The organism is Novosphingobium nitrogenifigens DSM 19370, from assembly GCF_000192575.1.
Lineage (GTDB): Bacteria > Pseudomonadota > Alphaproteobacteria > Sphingomonadales > Sphingomonadaceae > Novosphingobium > Novosphingobium nitrogenifigens.
In genome coordinates, this window is record NZ_GL876926.1 from 641,013 (window position 1) to 658,748 (window position 17,736).

13 protein-coding genes are annotated in these 17,736 nt (G+C 64.1%); 9 read left to right on the forward strand and 4 right to left on the reverse strand.

What is annotated here, in order from left to right; genetic code table 11:
• Nucleotides 1-65: 65 nt before the first annotated feature.
• On the forward strand, nucleotides 66-1,115 hold the full coding sequence (locus Y88_RS03225) for a CaiB/BaiF CoA transferase family protein (RefSeq protein WP_008066262.1): 1,050 nt from the start codon (nucleotides 66-68) through the stop codon (nucleotides 1,113-1,115).
• Nucleotides 1,116-1,117: 2 nt separating this feature from the next.
• Here the strand turns inward: Y88_RS03225 and Y88_RS03230 are convergent, their stop codons facing one another.
• Both Y88_RS03230 and panB read right to left on the reverse strand, forming a co-directional pair.
• Nucleotides 1,118-2,155: a DUF475 domain-containing protein gene (locus Y88_RS03230; protein ID WP_008066263.1), complete on the reverse strand. Its 1,038-nt coding sequence runs from the start codon at nucleotides 2,153-2,155 to the stop codon at nucleotides 1,118-1,120.
• 38 nt (nucleotides 2,156-2,193) lie between these two features.
• Entirely contained in the window at nucleotides 2,194-3,078 is an 885-nt protein-coding gene (gene panB, locus Y88_RS03235) for a 3-methyl-2-oxobutanoate hydroxymethyltransferase (protein WP_008066264.1), read from the reverse strand.
• A gap of 269 nt (nucleotides 3,079-3,347) precedes the next feature.
• Between panB and Y88_RS03240 the strand changes: the two genes are divergently transcribed.
• A complete protein-coding gene (locus Y88_RS03240) occupies nucleotides 3,348-4,868 on the forward strand; it encodes an amino acid permease (RefSeq protein ID WP_008066265.1) in 1,521 nt (506 codons plus the stop codon).
• A gap of 66 nt (nucleotides 4,869-4,934) precedes the next feature.
• Here the strand turns inward: Y88_RS03240 and Y88_RS03245 are convergent, their stop codons facing one another.
• A complete protein-coding gene (locus Y88_RS03245) occupies nucleotides 4,935-5,384 on the reverse strand; it encodes a hypothetical protein (protein ID WP_008066266.1) in 450 nt (149 codons plus the stop codon).
• Between the two features lie 127 nt (nucleotides 5,385-5,511).
• On the opposite strand from Y88_RS03245, the gene Y88_RS03250 reads away from it, so the two are divergent.
• The 6 genes from Y88_RS03250 to Y88_RS03275 all read left to right on the forward strand — a co-directional run bounded on the left by Y88_RS03250 (nucleotide 5,512) and on the right by Y88_RS03275 (nucleotide 14,548).
• Nucleotides 5,512-6,279 (forward strand): hypothetical protein, encoded by a 768-nt coding sequence (locus Y88_RS03250; protein ID WP_008066267.1) that lies wholly within the window; start codon nucleotides 5,512-5,514, stop codon nucleotides 6,277-6,279.
• On the forward strand, nucleotides 6,218-7,777 hold the full coding sequence (locus Y88_RS03255) for a DUF6504 family protein (RefSeq protein WP_018075422.1): 1,560 nt from the start codon (nucleotides 6,218-6,220) through the stop codon (nucleotides 7,775-7,777). Before Y88_RS03250 ends, Y88_RS03255 begins: the two co-directional genes overlap by 62 nt.
• Nucleotides 7,778-7,928: 151 nt before the next feature.
• Nucleotides 7,929-8,399, forward strand: a complete 471-nt coding sequence (locus Y88_RS03260) for a hypothetical protein (RefSeq protein ID WP_008066270.1) — start codon at nucleotides 7,929-7,931, stop codon at nucleotides 8,397-8,399.
• Between the two features lie 106 nt (nucleotides 8,400-8,505).
• The gene (locus Y88_RS03265; protein WP_008066271.1) at nucleotides 8,506-9,753 is read left to right on the forward strand and encodes a putative DNA modification/repair radical SAM protein; all 1,248 of its coding nucleotides are present in this window, start codon (nucleotides 8,506-8,508) and stop codon (nucleotides 9,751-9,753) included.
• Complete coding sequence (locus Y88_RS03270) at nucleotides 9,750-11,177, forward strand: UdgX family uracil-DNA binding protein (RefSeq protein ID WP_008066272.1); 1,428 nt, start codon at nucleotides 9,750-9,752, stop codon at nucleotides 11,175-11,177. The genes Y88_RS03265 and Y88_RS03270 overlap by 4 nt, the downstream gene beginning before the upstream one ends.
• A 2-nt stretch (nucleotides 11,178-11,179) precedes the next feature.
• Nucleotides 11,180-14,548 carry an error-prone DNA polymerase gene (locus tag Y88_RS03275; protein WP_008066273.1) on the forward strand — a complete coding sequence of 1,123 codons (3,369 nt, stop codon included), beginning with the start codon at nucleotides 11,180-11,182 and terminating at the stop codon, nucleotides 14,546-14,548.
• A gap of 15 nt (nucleotides 14,549-14,563) precedes the next feature.
• On the opposite strand, the gene Y88_RS03280 is transcribed toward Y88_RS03275, so the two are convergent.
• Nucleotides 14,564-17,113, reverse strand: coding sequence for a coiled-coil domain-containing protein (locus Y88_RS03280; RefSeq protein WP_008066274.1), 2,550 nt, complete (start codon nucleotides 17,111-17,113; stop codon nucleotides 14,564-14,566).
• Nucleotides 17,114-17,293: 180 nt separating this feature from the next.
• Between Y88_RS03280 and Y88_RS03285 the strand changes: the two genes are divergently transcribed.
• Nucleotides 17,294-17,599, forward strand: a complete 306-nt coding sequence (locus tag Y88_RS03285) for a hypothetical protein (RefSeq protein ID WP_008066279.1) — start codon at nucleotides 17,294-17,296, stop codon at nucleotides 17,597-17,599.
• The last annotated feature ends 137 nt before the right edge of the window (nucleotides 17,600-17,736 follow it).

Genomic DNA, 17,736 nt, shown 5'->3' on the forward strand with positions numbered 1-17,736 from the left:
TGATGCTCTCGTGCGCTACCCATTCAATCGTTCGATTAAAATGATGGGCTGCGCGGGAGAGAGGCATGGCCGGTGCGCTGGAAGGATTGACCGTCATTGAATTCGCCGGGATCGGCCCGGGGCCTTTTGCCTGCATGATGCTGGCCGATCACGGGGCACGGGTTATCCGGATCGAGCGCCCCGGCGTTGCGGGCAAAGTGGGGGACGGGGGAAATCGCGACATTCTCAATCGCAATCGCAAACGGCTGGTGCTCGACATGAAGGATCCCCGATCGCTGGCCCGGATCCGCGATCTCGTTCGCGATGCCGATGCTCTGGTCGAAGGCTTTCGCCCTGGCGTCATGGAGCGGCTGGGGCTGGGGCCTGAGGTTCTGCTCAAGGACAATCCGCGCCTTGTCTATGGCCGCATGACCGGTTGGGGACAGGACGGGCCGATGGCGGCGCGTGCTGGGCACGACATCAATTACATCGCGCTTTCAGGCGCGCTGCACACGTATGGACCCGCCGGTGAAAAGCCGGTCTTTCCGGTCAATGCCGTCGGCGATTTCGGCGGCGGCGGCATGATGATGGCATTCGGCATCATGGCGGCGGTCTTTTCGGCGCAGCGAACCGGCAAGGGGCAGGTGGTCGATTGCGCCATGGTCGATGGTGCGGCGATCCTGTCGGCGATGACCTGGAGCTTTTACGGCAACGGGCAATGGCGGGACCGGCGCGGTGTCAACCTGCTCGACGGCGGTACGCATTTCTATGACACGTACGAAACCGCCGACGGGAAATGGATTTCGGTCGGTTCGATCGAGCCGCAGTTTTATGCGCTGCTTCTGGAAAAGACCGGGTTTGCCGACGATCCCGCATTCGAGGTGCAGATGAACCCCGCCTTGTGGCCGGGGTTGAAGGCGCGGCTGGCGGCCTTGTTCCTGACCAGGACACGGGCGGAATGGTGCGCTGTGTTCGACGGGACCGATGCCTGCGTCGTTCCCGTCCTGAGCCTGAGCGAGGCGCCCGGTCATCCGCACAATGCCGCGCGCGGGACATTCGTCGAAGAGGACGGGATGGTCATGCCGGCGCCGGCGCCCCGGTTCTCGGAAACGCCGGCCGCAAAACCCCGGTTATAGGATCAGGCCGCCTCGCGCCGGTTCGCGCGGAGCGAGGACCAGAGCGAAACCCCGATCAGCGCCGCCCCGATCAGGCCAGTCACCGTTTCGGGCACTTCGACGCGGGGGGAAAGCAGCATGATCGTACCCAGCGCGACGATGGCCCAGAACGCTCCGTGTTCGAGATAGCGGTATTCGTTGAGCGTGCCCTGACGCACCAGCAACAGCGTGATCGAGCGGACGAACATCGCGCCGACCGACAGGCCGATGGCGATGATGACCATGTTGTTGGACAAGGCAAAGGCGCCGATCACCCCGTCGAAGCTGAACGATGCATCAAGCACGTTGAGGTAGATGAACCCGCCAAGTCCCGACTTCATGGCAAGGCCGGCTGCCCTGCGCGCTTCCTCGCGGGCCTCGAGCACGGTTCCGATCCCCTCGACCAGAACGAAGGCGACGATCCCGCCGATCCCGGCTTCTATGAATTCCAGCGCCTCGTGCGCGGGCAGGAAACGGGCGATCACCGACATGGCGACGAGCAGCAGGGCGATTTCGGCCGCGCGGATGGTGGCGATGGCAACCAGATGCCGTTCCAGCCAGCCGATCCAGTGCACCGTCTTTTCCGGATTGACGAAGTAGGTCATGCCGACCAGCGCGAGGAACGCGCCGCCAAAGCCGGAAATGGCAATATGCGCGCTGCTCACGATCTGTTCGTAGCGTGCCGGTTCGGTCAGCGAGAGCTTGAGCGCGTCGATCGGCCCGAGCCCCGCCGCCAGCGCGACGATCACCAGCGGAAAGAGAATGCGCATGCCGAACACCGCGAACAGCATGCCCCATGTGAGGAAGCGGCGCTGCCAGATGTCGTCCATTTCCGACAGGACGGCGGCATTGACCACCGCATTGTCGAACGAGAGCGAGATTTCGAGCACCGCCAGGACGATGACGACCCAGATCAGCCCCGCCGTGGCTCCGACCGATCCGGTCAGGAACCAGCCATAGGCAAGAGTGGCGAACAGCGCGGCAATGGTGAACAGCAGCGATCCGGTAAACTGGCGCAGCAAGATGAACTCCGGAAATGGAAAAGAGGACGGTCCGACCGTCAGCCTAGCTTGCTGCCGCGCGGTTGGTAAGTCTGTTCCTGTCCCGGAAACGTGCGTGCACGCACTTCGTCTGCATAACGCGCGGCTGCCGAGCCGATGGTTTCGGCGAGGTTTTCGTAAACCTTGACGAAACGGGGGACTCGTTCGAACACGCCGAGCATGTCCTCGGTCACCAGAACCTGCCCGTCGCAGCGGGCCGAGGCGCCGATGCCGATGGTCGGGCAGGAGACCGCTTCGGTGATCGCGACCGCGACGGGCTCGACCACCCCCTCGATCACGATGGCAAAGGCGCCCGCCTGTTCGAGTGCCCGGGCATCGCCCAGGATCTTTGCGGCTTCGGCTTCGCTGCGGCCGCGCGCGCCATAGCCGCCCAGCACGTTGACGGCCTGTGGCGTAAGGCCGACATGGCCCATGACCGGAATGCCCCGGCGAACGAGGAAATCGACCGTTTCGGCCATGGCTTCGCCGCCTTCGAGCTTGATCGCGGCGCAACCGGTTTCCTTCATCACCCGCGCCGCGCTTGCAAAGGCCGCTTCGGGCGAGCCTTCATACGTGCCGAACGGCATGTCGACGATGACGGCGGCGTGATAGCTGCCGCGAACGACCGCAGCGCCATGGGCGATCATCATGTCGAGCGTGACCGGCACGCTCGAGGGCAGGCCATAGATGACCTGTCCTAGCGAATCCCCGACCAGCAGCAGGTCGCAATGCGCGTCGAGCAATTGCGCCTGACGCGCGGTATAGGCGGTCAGCATCACGATCGGCTCGGCCGTCGTTCCGTCCACTTTGCGTTGGCGGATCGCGGGAACGGTCAACCGCTTCATCGGCGCCGGAGTGGGGTGCGCACGACTGGTCGATGTATCGAGCTGATAGGTGGTGGACATGACGCAGCCTTCTCCCGGTTGTTTGCCGCGACGTAAAACGGGCGTCGCTTGCGGGCAAGTCCGACCCGAGTGTATCCCCGAATGTACCTTTGTCGGGACGAAGATCGGTGGATCGCCTCCAAAAAGCACTTTTCCGCGGGCGACCATGCCGCTAGCGTCGATCGCCATAACCTGGTTTCCGTTGCAACCGGGCTCGCGCCAAGTACGCTGAGGTGGGGCGTTTTGCGTTCCGCAGGGGGGCTTGCGACGGACCAAGGCAGGAGAATTCAATGTTCGGTCGCGTCAAATCACTCGACGCCATTCTTGCCACTGCCGAGAAGAAATCGCTGCATCGTTCTCTCGGCGCCTTTCAGCTCACCATGCTCGGGGTGGGTGCCGTCATCGGCACCGGGATCTTCGTGCTGACCGCCGAAGCCGCGCAAAAGGCTGGGCCGGGCATGATGCTCAGCTTCGTCATCGCCGGTTTCGTCTGCGCGGTCGCGGCCCTGTGCTATGCTGAAATGGCCTCGATGGTGCCGGTTTCGGGTTCGGCCTATACCTACAGCTATGCCGTCATGGGCGAGCTGATCGCATGGATGGTCGGCTGGGCTCTTATCCTTGAATACGCGATCGCGGCAGGCGCGGTTTCGGTCGGATGGTCCGGCTATATGGTCGGTTTCATCCAGAACTCGTTCCATATAACCGTCCCGCTCGAATTCGTGCGCGGGCCGTTCGACGGCGGGATCATCAATCTTCCGGCCATGGCGATTTCCGGGATCATCACCGTGCTGCTGGTTCTGGGCACCAAGGAAAGCGCCACGGTCAACGCGGTTCTGGTCGCGATCAAGATCGGTGCGCTGTCGCTTTTCGTCGCGCTGACCATTCCGGTCATCCGCAGCGGGCAGTTCACGCCTTTCGCACCGCTCGGTTTTTCCGGGATTTCCGGGGCGGCTGCGTCGATCTTCTTTGCCTATGTCGGTTTCGACGCGGTCTCGACGGCGGCCGAGGAAACAACCAATCCCCAACGCAACATGCCGATCGGCCTGATCGGCAGCCTTGCGATCTGTACCGTGTTCTACATGCTGGTCGCGGCCGGGGTGATCGGGACCGTCGGCGCCCAACCGGTCTTTGGCGCGGGTCATGTCGCGCTCGATCCGGGCACGCCCGAATTGTCGCGGGCCTGCTCGCTCATCCATGACAACGCGGTCGTCTGTTCCAAGGAGGCGCTCGCCTGGACCTTGCGCGAAGTGGGCTATCCCTTCGTCGGCTGGCTGGTCGGCGCGGCGGCCATTCTGGCGCTGCCCTCGGTCATCCTGATGATGATGTTCGGCCAGACCCGCATCTTCTTCGTGATGAGCCGCGACGGCCTCCTGCCGGAATTCTTTTCCAAGGTTCATCCCAAGTTCCACACGCCCCACGTCATCACCGTGCTGACGGGGCTCTTCGTCGCGTTGTTCTCGGCGTTCTTCCCGGTCGGCCTGCTGGCCGACGTGTCGAACTCGGGCACGCTGTTCGCTTTCGCTGCGGTTTCGATTGCGGTGCTGGTGCTGCGCCGGACGGACCCTTCGCGTCGCCGTCCGTTCCGCACGCCTGCGGTGTGGGTGATTGCGCCGATTTCGATCCTGGGCTGCCTCTATCTTTTCATCAGCCTGTCGCAGGCGACGATGATGCTGTTCGTCGGCTGGGCCGCAGCCGGCCTCGTGGTCTATTACGGCTATAGCCGCAATCGCAGCCATGTGGGGCGCGGGCTGGTCGAACTGCACGAAGGCGACAGCGACGTGCCGCCGTCCTCGGTGCCGCCGATCGCCTGAGGTTCATCGGCAGCAGGCTAAAAAAGGCCGGGAAACGCGACGGGCGTTTCCCGGCCTTTTTTGCATTCAACTGTAGCGGTGGCGGGCGTAGATGACGAAACCGACTGGTGCGTGCGTGAAATGCAGGACCGGCAGGTGTTCGGGACCACTGTTGTCCACGGTCGGATAGGCCGTTGCCGGGTCGATATATTCCCCGCGCAGTTCGATCGGCATGCCTTCGGCAAGGTCGGGAATCGCCTCGGCAAGCCCGTCCTCGTCGCCGAAACGGATGGCGACGAACATGCGCGCGCCGATCTGCGGGGCTTTGTCGGCGGGCAACCCGGCAAAGGCGATCAGACGGGTGACGATGACGATCAGGTGCTGGTGCTGGGCGCCGTGGTGATGCTCGTTGCCGGGCAGGACGTGCGCGATTACGGCATCGACATGGGCCAGGGGCGCACCGAGCGAGCCGCGAAACGCGTGATGGGCCAGGGGCGCTGCGGCATTCGATGACGGTGGCTGGACGTCCGGACTCATGCAGGGTGATTGGCTGATCGGGGTGGGGGAAGGCAAGGGGGCATGCTCTTGCACACGGGGTGGGATGGAACATAATAAGAACGAATGAAGTGATTCGCGATTTGCGCGGATCAGGACACGAGCGCCGATGACTCCAGTTTCGCTTCCCAGGATCGATCGTTCCGCGCATTGGCAGCCGGGGCTGGGCGATGCCTGTCGCCATGTCGAGATTTTCGCGTCCGCCGACGAGGCGAGCGGGGCTGGACTGGCTCTGGCTTTCGCTCTCGATGCGGCGCGGGAAAGCGCCGATCATCGGCCCTGGCTGTGGGTCCAGGACAAAACCGCGATTCGCCTTTCCGGGCGTCCCTATCGTCCCGGCCTTCCCGAAGGCTTGCGCCATCGCCTGTTGCATGTCGCGGCGGACCGGCCCGAGGATGCACTTTTTGCGCTTGAGGAAGGGCTGCGGTGTCGCGACCTTGCCTTTGTCATCGGCGAGATTGCGGGCAACCCGACATCTCTCGATTTTACGGCGTCGCGACGGCTTAGCCTGGCTGCGGAAAAGCATGGGGTACCGCTTTGGCTGGTGCGGCTGTCGGCCCGGCATGATCTGGGATCGGCCCGGATGCGATGGGACGTCGACAGCGTTTCAAGCCCGCCGCCGCGCTGGAACCGGGACGCTCCGGGTGCGCCCTGCTGGCGTGCCCGGCTTTTCCGCGCGCATACCTTCCAACCCGGACAATGGGTGCTCGGCCATGATGGAGAGGCGAACCGGCTTGTCGCAGTCAGGGCAGTCGCAGTCAGGGCAGGAGAAGACGAAGGCGCCTGCACATCGGGAGCCGCCGCCGCGCCGGATCATGGCGATCTGGTGCAGGGCGCTGGCGATCGACCGCTGGAGGCTGAACCACGCCGGGCCTGAAAACGCGAAAGCCGGGACGAACGATCATGGCGAGGCTCCGATCGTCCTGGTCGGAGAGACTGCCCACGGACCGCGCATCGCGGCGGCGTCACGGGCAGCCATGGCGGCGGGCGCGCAACCGGGCATGTTGCTGGCCGACGCGCGCGCCTTGTGCCCGCACCTTGTCGTGCATCCGTCCGATCCGCCCGGCGACCGCGCCTTTCTGGAAAACCTGGCTCTCTGGGCACAACGCTGGGGGCCGTGGAGCGCGCTTGACCTGCCCGATGGCCTTGTCGTCGATGTCACGGGGGTGGCGCATCTGTTTGGAGGAGAAGCGGCGCTGTTGGCCGACGCGGCGGCGTCCTTTGCGGGACGCGGGCTGACCGTGCGTCTGGCGGTTGCGCCTACGGCGGGGGCCGCCTGGGGACTGGCGCATTACGGGCCGGATCGAACCAGTCTTTCTGCCGATGCCGGAGTGTTGAAAGGGCTGGCCCCTTTGCCGGTGGCGGCCTTGCGGCTGGATGCCGATGTCGTGCTGCTACTCGAACGGCTGGGATTGAAACGGATCGGCGACCTTGCCGAAATCGGGCGTGCGGCGCTGGCACGACGGTTTCGCGACCGCCGTTCTCCTGCGGCCAACCCGTTGATGCGGCTCGATCAGTTGCTGGGACGGATGCCCGAGCCGATCCTGCCGGTTCTGGCCGCTCCCTTGCCGATGGTGCAGCAACGGTTGATGGAGCCGGTGCGGCATCGCGCCTTGCTCGATCGGGTGGTAGAGGATCTGGCCTGCGCACTGGTCCGCAGGCTGGAGGAACAGGGGCAGGGGGCTAGGCGTCTCGATCTCGCCTTGTGGAAAGTCGATGGCGATGTGCTGTTCCGTCGGCTCGAACTGGCTGCTCCCACGCGAGATCCGGCTCATATGACGCGGCTTTTTGCCGGGAAGCTCGACGATCTCGATGCCGGGTTCGGGATCGAGCTGGTGCGCCTTGCTGCGCCATGGGCCGAACCGCTGGCGCTGACCCAGTCCGATCTCGATGCCGCTGCCCAAACGCATGGGACCAGCCTTGCCGCCTGTATCGACCGGCTGAGCATGAGGCTGGGCGCAGAGGCAGTGCGTACACCCGTGCCCCATGCCAGCCACATGCCCGAACGGGCCCAGCGCTGGGCCCCGCCACTCGGAAACGTCGCGCTGCAGGAAGGGCTGGAGAAGGGTATCGTGCCGTCCGGTCGCCCGCTCAAGCTGCTCGACCGGGCCGAGCCGATCGCGGTGATCTATGAGGCACCCGACGGTTTGCCCCGCCTGTTCCGTTGGCGGGGACACGTTCACGAGATCGCCCGAGCCGAAGGGCCCGAACGGATCGCGCCCGAATGGTGGCGGGAAAAGGGTGGCGCACGCCTGCGCGACTATTACCGGATCGAGGACAGCGCCGGACGTCGCTATTGGATCTATCGTCGCGGACTGCCCGGGGATGGTCGCGGCGGCGCGCCCGAATGGTTCCTGCAAGGACTGTGTGCCTGAGCGGGATGGACCCGCTTGGTATAGCGGGCAGGATCATGGGCCGTGTCTTTAAGGAGATTCCCTGAGGACGGGTTTCATGCCGTGCCAATCGTCGTCATGGCAGAACGGAGAAAGGGGACACAGTCAGGGCTGGAAAGCGAAGGAGCCTTCCATGACGACGATTTCCGGCACGACCAGCGCCATCGGTGCCTTGACCAGCTATTACCGCTCGCTCACCACGGGAACTTCGACCGGCTCGGCATCCTCGGATGCCACGGCATCGACCGGGACGACATCGAACAGTTCGACGCTCGATAGCGGCCTGATTTCCCTGATCGAGGGGGCGGCGAGCAGCACGACTTCGGCCGATTCGATTTCAACCTTGCTCGGCACCAGCAGCACCGACACCTTGTCGAGCCTGCTTGGCCTTTCGGGCAGTACGACATCGAGCAGCCTGTCGAGCTTTGGCACGACCAATTCGCTCCTGACCGCAGTCAGCGCCCTTGCCGGCGGTACGACGACGAGTACCACGTCTTCAGGCACCACGACATCGGGCACCACCACGCAGCAGCAGAAGATCCTGAGCCTGCTGTCGGATGCCTATGCGGGCGAACAGCAGAACCTGATTTCCCTCCTGCTCTGAAGCGCTGCGGGCGCAGGGGGGCGTTTTTTCCTGAAATGTCCGGTCCGTCCATGCCTTGCCCCATTGGGCATTGGCATTGGGCAGGATTGGAACATATAAGGAACAAATGGCGCAACTGACGACGCTCGAAAAACTGGCGATTCTGGCCGATGCGGCGAAATACGATGCCTCGTGCGCGTCATCGGGCACGACCCGACGCGACAGTCGCGGGGGCAAGGGGATCGGATCGACGCAAGGCATGGGGATATGCCATGCCTATGCCCCCGATGGGCGCTGTATTTCCCTGCTCAAGGTCCTGTTGACCAACCATTGCATTTTCGATTGCCACTATTGCGTCAATCGCAAGAGTTCGAACGTTCGCCGTGCCCGCTTTTCGCCGCAGGAAGTGGCCGACCTGACGCTCGCGTTCTATCGCCGCAATTATATCGAGGGCCTGTTCCTGTCCTCGGGGATCGTCAAAAGCTCCAGCCACACGATGGAGCAGATGATCGAGACTGCGCGTATCTTGCGCGAGGAACATGGCTTTCGCGGCTATATCCATCTCAAGACCATTCCCGAAGCCGATCCCGAACTGGTCCGCCGTGCCGGGCTTCATGCCGATCGTGTCTCTATCAATGTCGAATTGCCGACCGAGGCTGGACTGGCGCGGCTGGCGCCGGACAAGTCGGCCCCGCGCATCGAAGGAGCCATGGGCTTGATGCAGGGTGCGCTTCTCGAAGGTCGCGATGCGCGCCGACGGTTCCGCCATGCGCCCCGCTTTGCGCCGGGCGGACAATCGACACAGATGATTGTCGGGGCCGATGCGGCCAGCGATGCCGACATCATCACCCGGGCGAGCACGCTTTACGACCGCTTCGCCCTGCGCCGGGTCTATTATTCGGCATTCAGCCCGATCCCCGATGCCAGTGCCGTCCTGCCGCTGCGGCGTCCGCCGTTGATGCGCGAACATCGCCTCTATCAATCGGACTGGCTCATGCGCTTTTACGGCTATGCGCCCGATGAAGTGCGCGCGGCAGCCGATCCTGCGGGCATGTTGCCGCTCGACATCGATCCCAAGCTCGCCTTTGCCTTGCGCTTTCGCGAGCAGTTCCCGGTCGATGTCAATCGTGCGCCTCGCGATCTCCTGTTGCGGGTGCCGGGATTGGGCGTGCGCGCGGTTCAACAGATCCTCTCCGCGCGGCGGCAACGGCGCTTGCGGCTGGAGGATCTCGCTCGCCTGACGGTATCGCTGACCAAGGTCCGCCCGTTCATCGTCGCGGCCGACTGGCGCCCGGTCCTGCTGACCGATCGGGCCGATTTGCGGCAGATCGTCGCGCCACCGGTCGGTGAACAGCTTGAACTGTTCGGGCCATGAACGTCTCGGGACCGGCGCGGACTGTCTTTCTGGCTGCGCAAGATGATTTCGGCTTGTGGCGGGATGCGGCCAGGGGATTGATCCAGGCCGGGATCGCGCCCGACCATGTTATCTGGCGCTTGCCGGGCGAGCATGTCGGCGATCTTTTTGCGGGCAGTTCCGTATCGGAAGCTGGGGACGCCCTGCCGCAGGTGGCGGTCGATGCGCCGTCGCCGCGTGTCTCGCGTGCCTTTCTCGATCATGCCGCCCGCGCGGTGCTCCATGCCGATCCGGGGCGGTTCGACCTGCTCTATCGCCTGCTCTGGCGGCTTCAGTCCGCACCCCGGCTGATGGAGGATCGCGCCGATCCCGACGTACGGCGGATCGATGGTCTTGCCCGCGCGGTCGGACGCGACATCCACAAGATGCGCGCGTTCGTGCGTTTTCGCGAAGTCGCCGATGCGCAAGGTAGCAATCACTACGTCGCCTGGTTCGAACCGGCGCACCATATCCTCAAGGCCAATGCCGCCTTTTTCGTGCGCCGTTTCACGACGATGCGGTGGTCGATCCTGACGCCGCTCGGTGCCTTGCACTGGGATGGCGAAACCTTGCGCGAAGGACCTCCCGCGCAACGGGCCGATGCTCCCGGCGCAGATCCGGCCGAAGACCTTTGGCGCACCTATTATGCCGCAATCTTCAATCCCGCCCGGCTCAAGGTTGGTGCCATGGTCAAGGAAATGCCGCGTCGGTACTGGAAGAATTTGCCCGAGGCAGCACTCATTCCCGAACTCGTCGCCACGGCACAGGCACGCGAGGCGGCGATGGTGGCGCTGGGGGGAAACGATGCGCCTCCCGCTCCGGAAACCCTGGCCGATCTAGAAGCGGCCGTCGGTGCTTGTCGGCGCTGTGCCATCGGTTGCAACGGCACCCGCGCGGTGGCGGGCGAGGGACCCGATCGCGCGCGGGTGATGATCGTGGGCGAGCAGCCGGGCGATTGCGAAGAACGCGACGGGCGTCCTTTCATCGGCCCTGCCGGACAAGTCCTGCGATCCTGTGCCGATGCGGCGGGGCTCGATCTGGCCTCCGTACGCCTGACCAATGCGGTCCGGCATTTCCGTTTCGTCGCACGCGGCAAGGTCCGGCTGCATCAAAATCCTTCGGCGCGCGAAATCGACACCTGCCGCTGGTGGCTCGATGCCGAACGCAGGATCGTAGCGCCCCGGCTGGTGCTGGCTCTGGGGGCAAGTGCGGCACGGGCAGTGCTGGGGCGCACGGTCGCGGTACAAAAGGAGCGTGGGGTTTTCCTGCCGCTCGACGATGGGGCGGATCTGCTGATCACGGCTCATCCCAGCTATCTCCTGCGTCTGGGGGACAAGGCGCGCGCAGAGGAAGAGCGGCGCTTTACCGCCGACCTTGCCATGCTGGCGCGTCGGATCGCGGGGTAGTCATGCCCGACGCGCCTTCCACTCCCGATCGTCGTCATATCGATGCCGATCCCGGCCTTGCCGCTCCGCCGCGCGCGGAGTTCGTCGAACTCGGGCTGATGAGTTGTTTCTCGTTCCTGCGCGGGGCGTCGGATGCGGTCGATCTGGCGCTGACGGCACGGCGACTGGGGTATGACGCCATCGGCATTGCCGACGCCAACAGCATGGCCGGAGTGGTGCGTCTTCATGGCGAGGCGCGCGCCCTGCATCTGCGGCCGGTGATCGGATGCCGGATCGAAACGGTCGAGGGCCTGTCCTTCCTCGCCTATCCGCGCGACCGGGCTGCCTATGGGCGCTTGTGCCGTCTCATTTCGCTCGGGCGCATGGAGACGCCCGACGGCGAGTGGCAGGACAAGGGGCGTTGCCAGATCACGCTGCCGATGTTGTCCGATCAAGGGGAGGGCATTGCGCTTGTGCTGGTCCCCCCACGCGAACTCGACACGCAATTGACGATCCCGGTTGCCAGCAACGTCGTCGCTCTGGGAGAGAGCCGGGCGCCCTCCCTGATGCCTTTGTCCGCATCGTTTCCCGATCTTGTGCCCAGACTTGTCCACATCCTGCCGGGGATGCGCCACATCGCCGCCTGCTACCTTCATCGCGGGGATGACGTCGCGCGGATCAATGCGCTCGATGCCCTGACCCGGGCGAATGGGCTGGAATTGCTGGCAACCAACGACGTGCTCTATCACGAAGCGGCGCGGCGTCCCCTGCATGACGTCATGACGGCCATTCGTCATCGCACCACGGTCGCGGCGGCCGGGCATCTGCTCGAAGCCCATGGGGAACGCCATCTCAAGTCTCCGCAGGAAATGCAGCGCCTGTTCGATCGCTGGCCCCATGCGATCTCGGCGGCCCGGACATTGGCGGATGCCTGCACCTTTTCGCTCGATGATTTGCGGTACGAATATCCGGAGGAAATCTGTCCGGAGGGGTGTGATCCGCAAGACTGGCTGGAGGAACGGACCTGGAGCGGGGCGGCGTGGCGCTATCCCGAAGGGGTTCCCGAAAGCGTCGCAGCCACGTTGCGGCGCGAACTGGCCTTGATCGGAAAGCTGCAACTGGCCACCTATTTCCTGACCATCAAGGACATCGTCGATTTCGCCCGCGGACAGGAACCGCCGATCCTGTGTCAGGGGCGCGGGTCGGCGGCCAATTCGGCGGTGTGCTATTGCCTTGGCATCACGGCCGTCGATCCGGCCAAGCACGCCCTGCTGTTCGACCGTTTCATTTCCGAAGAGCGCAAGGAGCCACCCGATATCGACGTCGATTTCGAACACGAACGACGCGAGGAAGTGATCCAGTACATCTATCGCCGCTATGGGCGCCGACGCGCGGGGCTTTGCGCGACCGTCATCCATTATCGCCCGCGCATGGCCATCCGCGAAGTGGGCAGGGCGATGGGGTTGACCGATGACGTCACCGGCGCGCTTGCCCGGACGGTCTGGGGCAGTTGGGGCAGCGGCCTTGCCGAACGGAACGTGGCGCAGGCCGGGTTCGACCTCGGCGATCCCCATTTGCGCCGCGTCTTGCGCCTTGCCGAACAGATGATCGGAATGCCCCGGCATCTGTCGCAACATGTCGGGGGCTTCATCCTGACGCAGGGGCCTTTGGTCGAGACGGTCCCGATCGGCAATGGCGCCATGCCCGAACGCAGCTTCATCGAGTGGGACAAGGACGACATCGACGCGCTCGGCATTCTGAAAGTCGACGTGCTGGCTCTGGGCATGTTGACGTGCATCCGCAAATGCCTCGACCTGCTCGAAGCGCATCACGGTCGCCCGCTCACGCTGGCCACCATCCCGCGCGAGGATCAGGCCGTTTACGACATGCTGTGCCGGGGGGATTCACTCGGGGTTTTTCAGGTCGAAAGCCGGGCGCAGATGAACATGTTGCCCCGCTTGCGCCCGCAGGAATTCTACGATCTGGTCGTACAGGTCGCGATCGTGCGGCCAGGCCCCATTCAGGGGGACATGGTCCATCCTTATCTCAAACGGCGGCGCGGTGTCGAAACGGTGTCGATTCCCGCGCCCGATCCCCGTCATGGACCGCCCGATGAACTGACCTCGATTCTCAAGCGCACGTACGGCGTGCCGATTTTTCAGGAACAGGCGATGAAGATCGCGCTGGACGCAGCCAAGTTCGACAGCGGCGAAGCCAATCGCCTGCGCAAGGCCATGGCGACGTTCCGCAGCCGGGGCATGGTTCACGAGCTTGAGGAACTGATGGTCGGGCGCATGATCGCGCGCGGCTACGATCCCGAATTCGCCACGCGTTGTTTCAATCAGATCAAGGGGTTCGGCGAATATGGCTTTCCCGAAAGCCACGCGGCGAGCTTTGCCTTGCTGGTCTATGTGTCGAGCTGGCTCAAATGCCATTACCCTGCGGTCTTTGCCTGCGGATTGCTCAATTCACAGCCGATGGGGTTCTATGCTCCGGCTCAGATCGTGCGCGACGCGCGCGACCATGGCGTCACCGTGCTGCCGGTCGATATCAATCACAGCGAATGGGATTGCACGCTCGAACAGGAGGGCGCAGCCTTGCGGCTCGGGTTCCGGCAGGTCGACGGCCTGGCCGAGCATCGGGTCGCGGCCCTGATCGCCGCGCGCCAGCATGAAGGCGCTTATGTCGATCTCGCCGATGTGAAGGCACGTTCGGGCCAGCCTCCGGCGATCATCGAGCGACTGGCGGCGGCGGATGCCTTCGGCTCGCTCGGGCTGTCCCGGCGTGAAGCCTTGTGGCAGGCGCGCAGCCTGATCGCGGCGCCCGAACTGCCGTTGTTTGCTGCAATGGGCGCCAGGGGGGAAGGGGCCGAAGCAGTGCAGGCGCGGCTTCCGGTCATGCCGCTCGCCGAGGAAGTCGTTGCCGATTACCAGACACAGCGTCTCTCGCTCAAGGCGCATCCCATGGCGTTCTTGCGACCCGGTCTTGCCGAGCGTGGTTTCCTGCGTTCCTGCGACCTGCGCAATCGCAAGACGCGATCGATGGTCCATGTCGCGGGACTGGTGCTGGTCCGTCAGCAACCGGGCAGTGCCAAGGGAGTCTGCTTCATCACGCTGGAGGATGAAACCGGGGTCATCAATCTGGTGATCTGGCCCGATCTCAAGGAGAAACAGCGCAAGACGGTCATGGGCGCGCGGTTGATGGAAGTGCGCGGACGGGTCGAATACGACGACGAAGTGATCCATGTCATCGCCGCGCACATGACCGATATCAGCCATGAACTGATCCGCCTGTCGGATGATCCTGTCGATCCGGCTCGTCCTGTGCCAGCTCCTGCTTCCGCGCATCCGCGCAATGTCCGGATCATCCCGAAATCACGCGATTTTCATTGATTGCAGAGAGGCGGTTCAGGCGCGCAGGCGTTCGATCCCTTGCGCCAGGACGACGTAGAGCTTGCCCATGTCCGAGGAAAGCAGCGTCACCCCCAGCGCATTGCCGTCACGGGTCGACAGCAACTGCCGCAGCATGGATTCGAAATCGTGGATGTAGCGGTTCACATGCGTCCGGAAATCGGCGTCGTTTTCGTAATGCTGCTGCACGAGACGCGCTTCGCTGTTTTCCAGCAGCGACACTGCGCGGCGGGTGAAAATGCCGCGTTCGCCGCGCAGATACGACGCCCATGCGCTTTCCGACACTTCCTGCGACAGGATGCGGGTGATGTCGATCGCGGTCGAATTGAGGCTTTCGGTGATGATCGCCGTGCGCCGGGCAAAGTCGCTGTCGACTTTCTCCTCTGCCTTTTCGCGCGCGCGGCTGACCCGGTTTTCGAGATTGCCCGCCAGTTCGTCGATCTTGGCGAGCTGGTCGCGCAATTGCACGGCGGTTTCGCGCGCCGAGCTGGCGGCATTGTCGATCGCTTCCTCGAGCCGGGCGATCATTTGCGCTCCGCGACCCTGGATCGCGCGGGCGAGCGCCGTGCTGGTTTCCTCACCCAGACGATCGGCCATGGCGCTGATTTCTGAGGCGGTTTTGGACGAAAGATCGCTTCCGGTGCGGACGGCGGCGGTTTCCAGTTCGGCAATCGCCCCGGCAAGACGCCGTTCGATGCTGCCGGTGACCAGATCGCTTTCGGTCTGGGTCGCGCGCAAGGCATCGCGCAGGCCGGACAGGCGTTGTTCCTGTTCGTCGGCACGGGCCAGCAGGGTTTCGTTGGTGCGCACGATTTCGGCAAATAGCACGCCCAGTCGGTCCTGTGTCGTGCCGACGTCTCCCGCCAGTGTCCGCCCGGCGTCTCCCGCTTCGCGCAAAGTGTCGCGCAGGGCGACGACGCGGCCTTCGACTTCTCCCAGCCCGGCCGAGGCACTGCGGAGAGCTTCGGGCAATTGGGTACGGGTGTGTTCGCCCGCCGCCTCGATCAGTTCGAGCAGGCGCACCGCGCCATCGGTCAGCGAAGTGACCGTGCGGTCGGTTCCGTTCAAGGCCTCGCGCGTGCCGTTGAGGCGGGCATTGAGCGTTGAAACCGCAGCATCGACAATCGCTGCCGTGCGCGATCCTTCTTCGCTCGAACTCGAAATGACCGACGCTAACCCATTGATTCGCGTGACAAGAACGTCGCAAGTGCGCGCCAGCGTCTCGATGTTCTCGATCTGGCGTTCGTGCTGTTCCTCGATACTGGCATCGACGACGGCAAGGCGCGCATCGAGCGTTTCGGCAACGTCGGCTGCTGCTGCGGCAAGAGCGGCACGCCTTTGGCCGATGGCGGTGTCGAGCGTTTCGAGTTGCGAGCGAAACGCCTCGGCCATCGAGGCCATGGTCGTTGCCAGGGCTTCGCGCCGGGTGCCCATGGCCGCGTCGATATGCCCGGCTTCTTCGGACAGCGTGCGGTTCAAGGCACGCACATCTTCTTCGAAACGGGTCAGGCGATGACGGGATGCGCTGACAAGGCTGTCGTGATCGCGCCCGACTTCGTCGATGGCAACGGTCAGCGCCGATGCCACGCGCCGCATTTCCCCCTCGAAGGTCGCGATGCGGCGGGACAGCGCGGCAATGCCGTCTTCCTCGGCGCTCACGATGACTTCGCGCTGGGCCGTGATTTCCCCGGCCAGGGTTTCGGCGCGGGTGCGCATGGCGGCCAATGCGGCCTGTTCTTCGGACTGGAGGCGATTGCGCAGGGAATCGAGCGACAATGTCACTTCGCGCAGGCGATCTTCACCCAGACGCCCGATACGGTCGCTGGCGTCGGCAAAGGCCGTCAACGCGGTTTCTACCTGCCGCTTCACTTCGTCGACCTTGCGCCCGCTGGCCACGCCAAAGTCGTTGAGGCGATTGAACCCGGCGATCAGGTCGTTGAGCTGAACGTCGGCAGTGCGTCCGCTGGTGGCGATCGCATTGGCAAGATCGCGCGCCGAAGCCGTTGCAGTTGGCATGTTGGAATTGATATTTTCGAAATTATCCAGCGCCTTGCCAAGCACGGTTCCGATGTTTTCGACTTCCCTTTGCTTGTCGGAAATGAGCGCTCTGAGTTCCCCGGCACTGGTCGTCAGCCGTTCGACCGTCGTGCGACCCAGTGCATCGAGGTCCTGCGACTGTGTCTCGATCAAGGCGTGGGCCTGCGCCAATTCGCGATTCATCGACGACAGGCGTTCCTCGAGCATGCGGCTGTCACGCGCGAGCGCAGTCGAAACCCGTGCATAGCGGCTCGCCTCGCGCCACGAGGTGCGGGTCAGCAGAAGAAGAACAAGAACGAGTACGACCGGCAGGGCCCAGGCGGCAATGAGGTCGGCAAGCGTCGCGGCATCGAACGATGCTGCGAAAAAGCGCCGCTTTCCAAAGGCGAACAGGATCGTCCAGCCCAGAATTGCAAGTCCGGCAGCGATTGGAATGATCCGTCCGAATCTCGGGACAGGCGCCACTTCGTAAGTCTCGTCTTCGCCGGTCTCATCTGTCGGTTCGAGCACCGGTTCAGGAAATGCCGGGGGGTTGGGAACAGACGTATCGGACGCGCGGGCCTCCGCGCTGTCGCGTGAGCCGCCGTCTAGCGCAACTATGCGAGGTACCCCGTTCATCCCCTGATCCTATCACGCTTTGCTCGCCCGATGTAACCCCGCCTTAACCGCCTTCGTCGTAATGGGATAGTCATGGCTCATCTTGGCGAAGCAATCGATGCCCATCTGGCGGTCGTCGTCGGCGACGATGCGGTGCTCCATGCCGATTTGCGCCGCGCCTTCCGCGAAAGCGCGCTCGGCATGGTCGACTTGCTCGAACGGGCGCGATGCGACGCGAACTGGGTCGTTGCAGCAGAGCGTCTGGAAAATCTGGCGGCCACCTTTCACGGGGACGAATTGCTTACGCTGGCCCGCCGGGCCGCTGCCGGAGCGCCGGGCGATCCGGCCATCTTGCGGGAAATTCGCGCGCTTTTGCGCGAGATCGAACCGTACGGCTGACTTTACCTTTTCCCGCAGCGCCTTACTATAAGCGCGACCGGTTCGCGACGGGCAGGCGCGGAACTTGTCAACAGCCCGCCTTGGCATGGCGGGGTGCGGTGCCTACGATAAGGGAACGGGATTGCAGTCCCGGTTTC

Bases quoted from the DNA above. Each gene is read 5' to 3' on its own strand.
- Y88_RS03225 (WP_008066262.1), top strand. From the start codon at position 66: ATGGCCGGTGCGCTGGAAGGATTGACCGTCATTGAATTCGCCGGGATC.
- panB (WP_008066264.1), bottom strand. From the start codon at position 3,078: ATGTCCACCACCTATCAGCTCGATACATCGACCAGTCGTGCGCACCCC.
- Y88_RS03240 (WP_008066265.1), top strand. From the start codon at position 3,348: ATGTTCGGTCGCGTCAAATCACTCGACGCCATTCTTGCCACTGCCGAG.
- Y88_RS03245 (WP_008066266.1), bottom strand. From the start codon at position 5,384: ATGAGTCCGGACGTCCAGCCACCGTCATCGAATGCCGCAGCGCCCCTG.
- Y88_RS03250 (WP_008066267.1), top strand. From the start codon at position 5,512: ATGACTCCAGTTTCGCTTCCCAGGATCGATCGTTCCGCGCATTGGCAG.
- Y88_RS03255 (WP_018075422.1), top strand. From the start codon at position 6,218: ATGGCGATCTGGTGCAGGGCGCTGGCGATCGACCGCTGGAGGCTGAAC.
- Y88_RS03260 (WP_008066270.1), top strand. From the start codon at position 7,929: ATGACGACGATTTCCGGCACGACCAGCGCCATCGGTGCCTTGACCAGC.
- Y88_RS03265 (WP_008066271.1), top strand. From the start codon at position 8,506: ATGGCGCAACTGACGACGCTCGAAAAACTGGCGATTCTGGCCGATGCG.
- Y88_RS03270 (WP_008066272.1), top strand. From the start codon at position 9,750: ATGAACGTCTCGGGACCGGCGCGGACTGTCTTTCTGGCTGCGCAAGAT.
- Y88_RS03275 (WP_008066273.1), top strand. From the start codon at position 11,180: ATGCCCGACGCGCCTTCCACTCCCGATCGTCGTCATATCGATGCCGAT.
- Y88_RS03285 (WP_008066279.1), top strand. From the start codon at position 17,294: ATGGCTCATCTTGGCGAAGCAATCGATGCCCATCTGGCGGTCGTCGTC.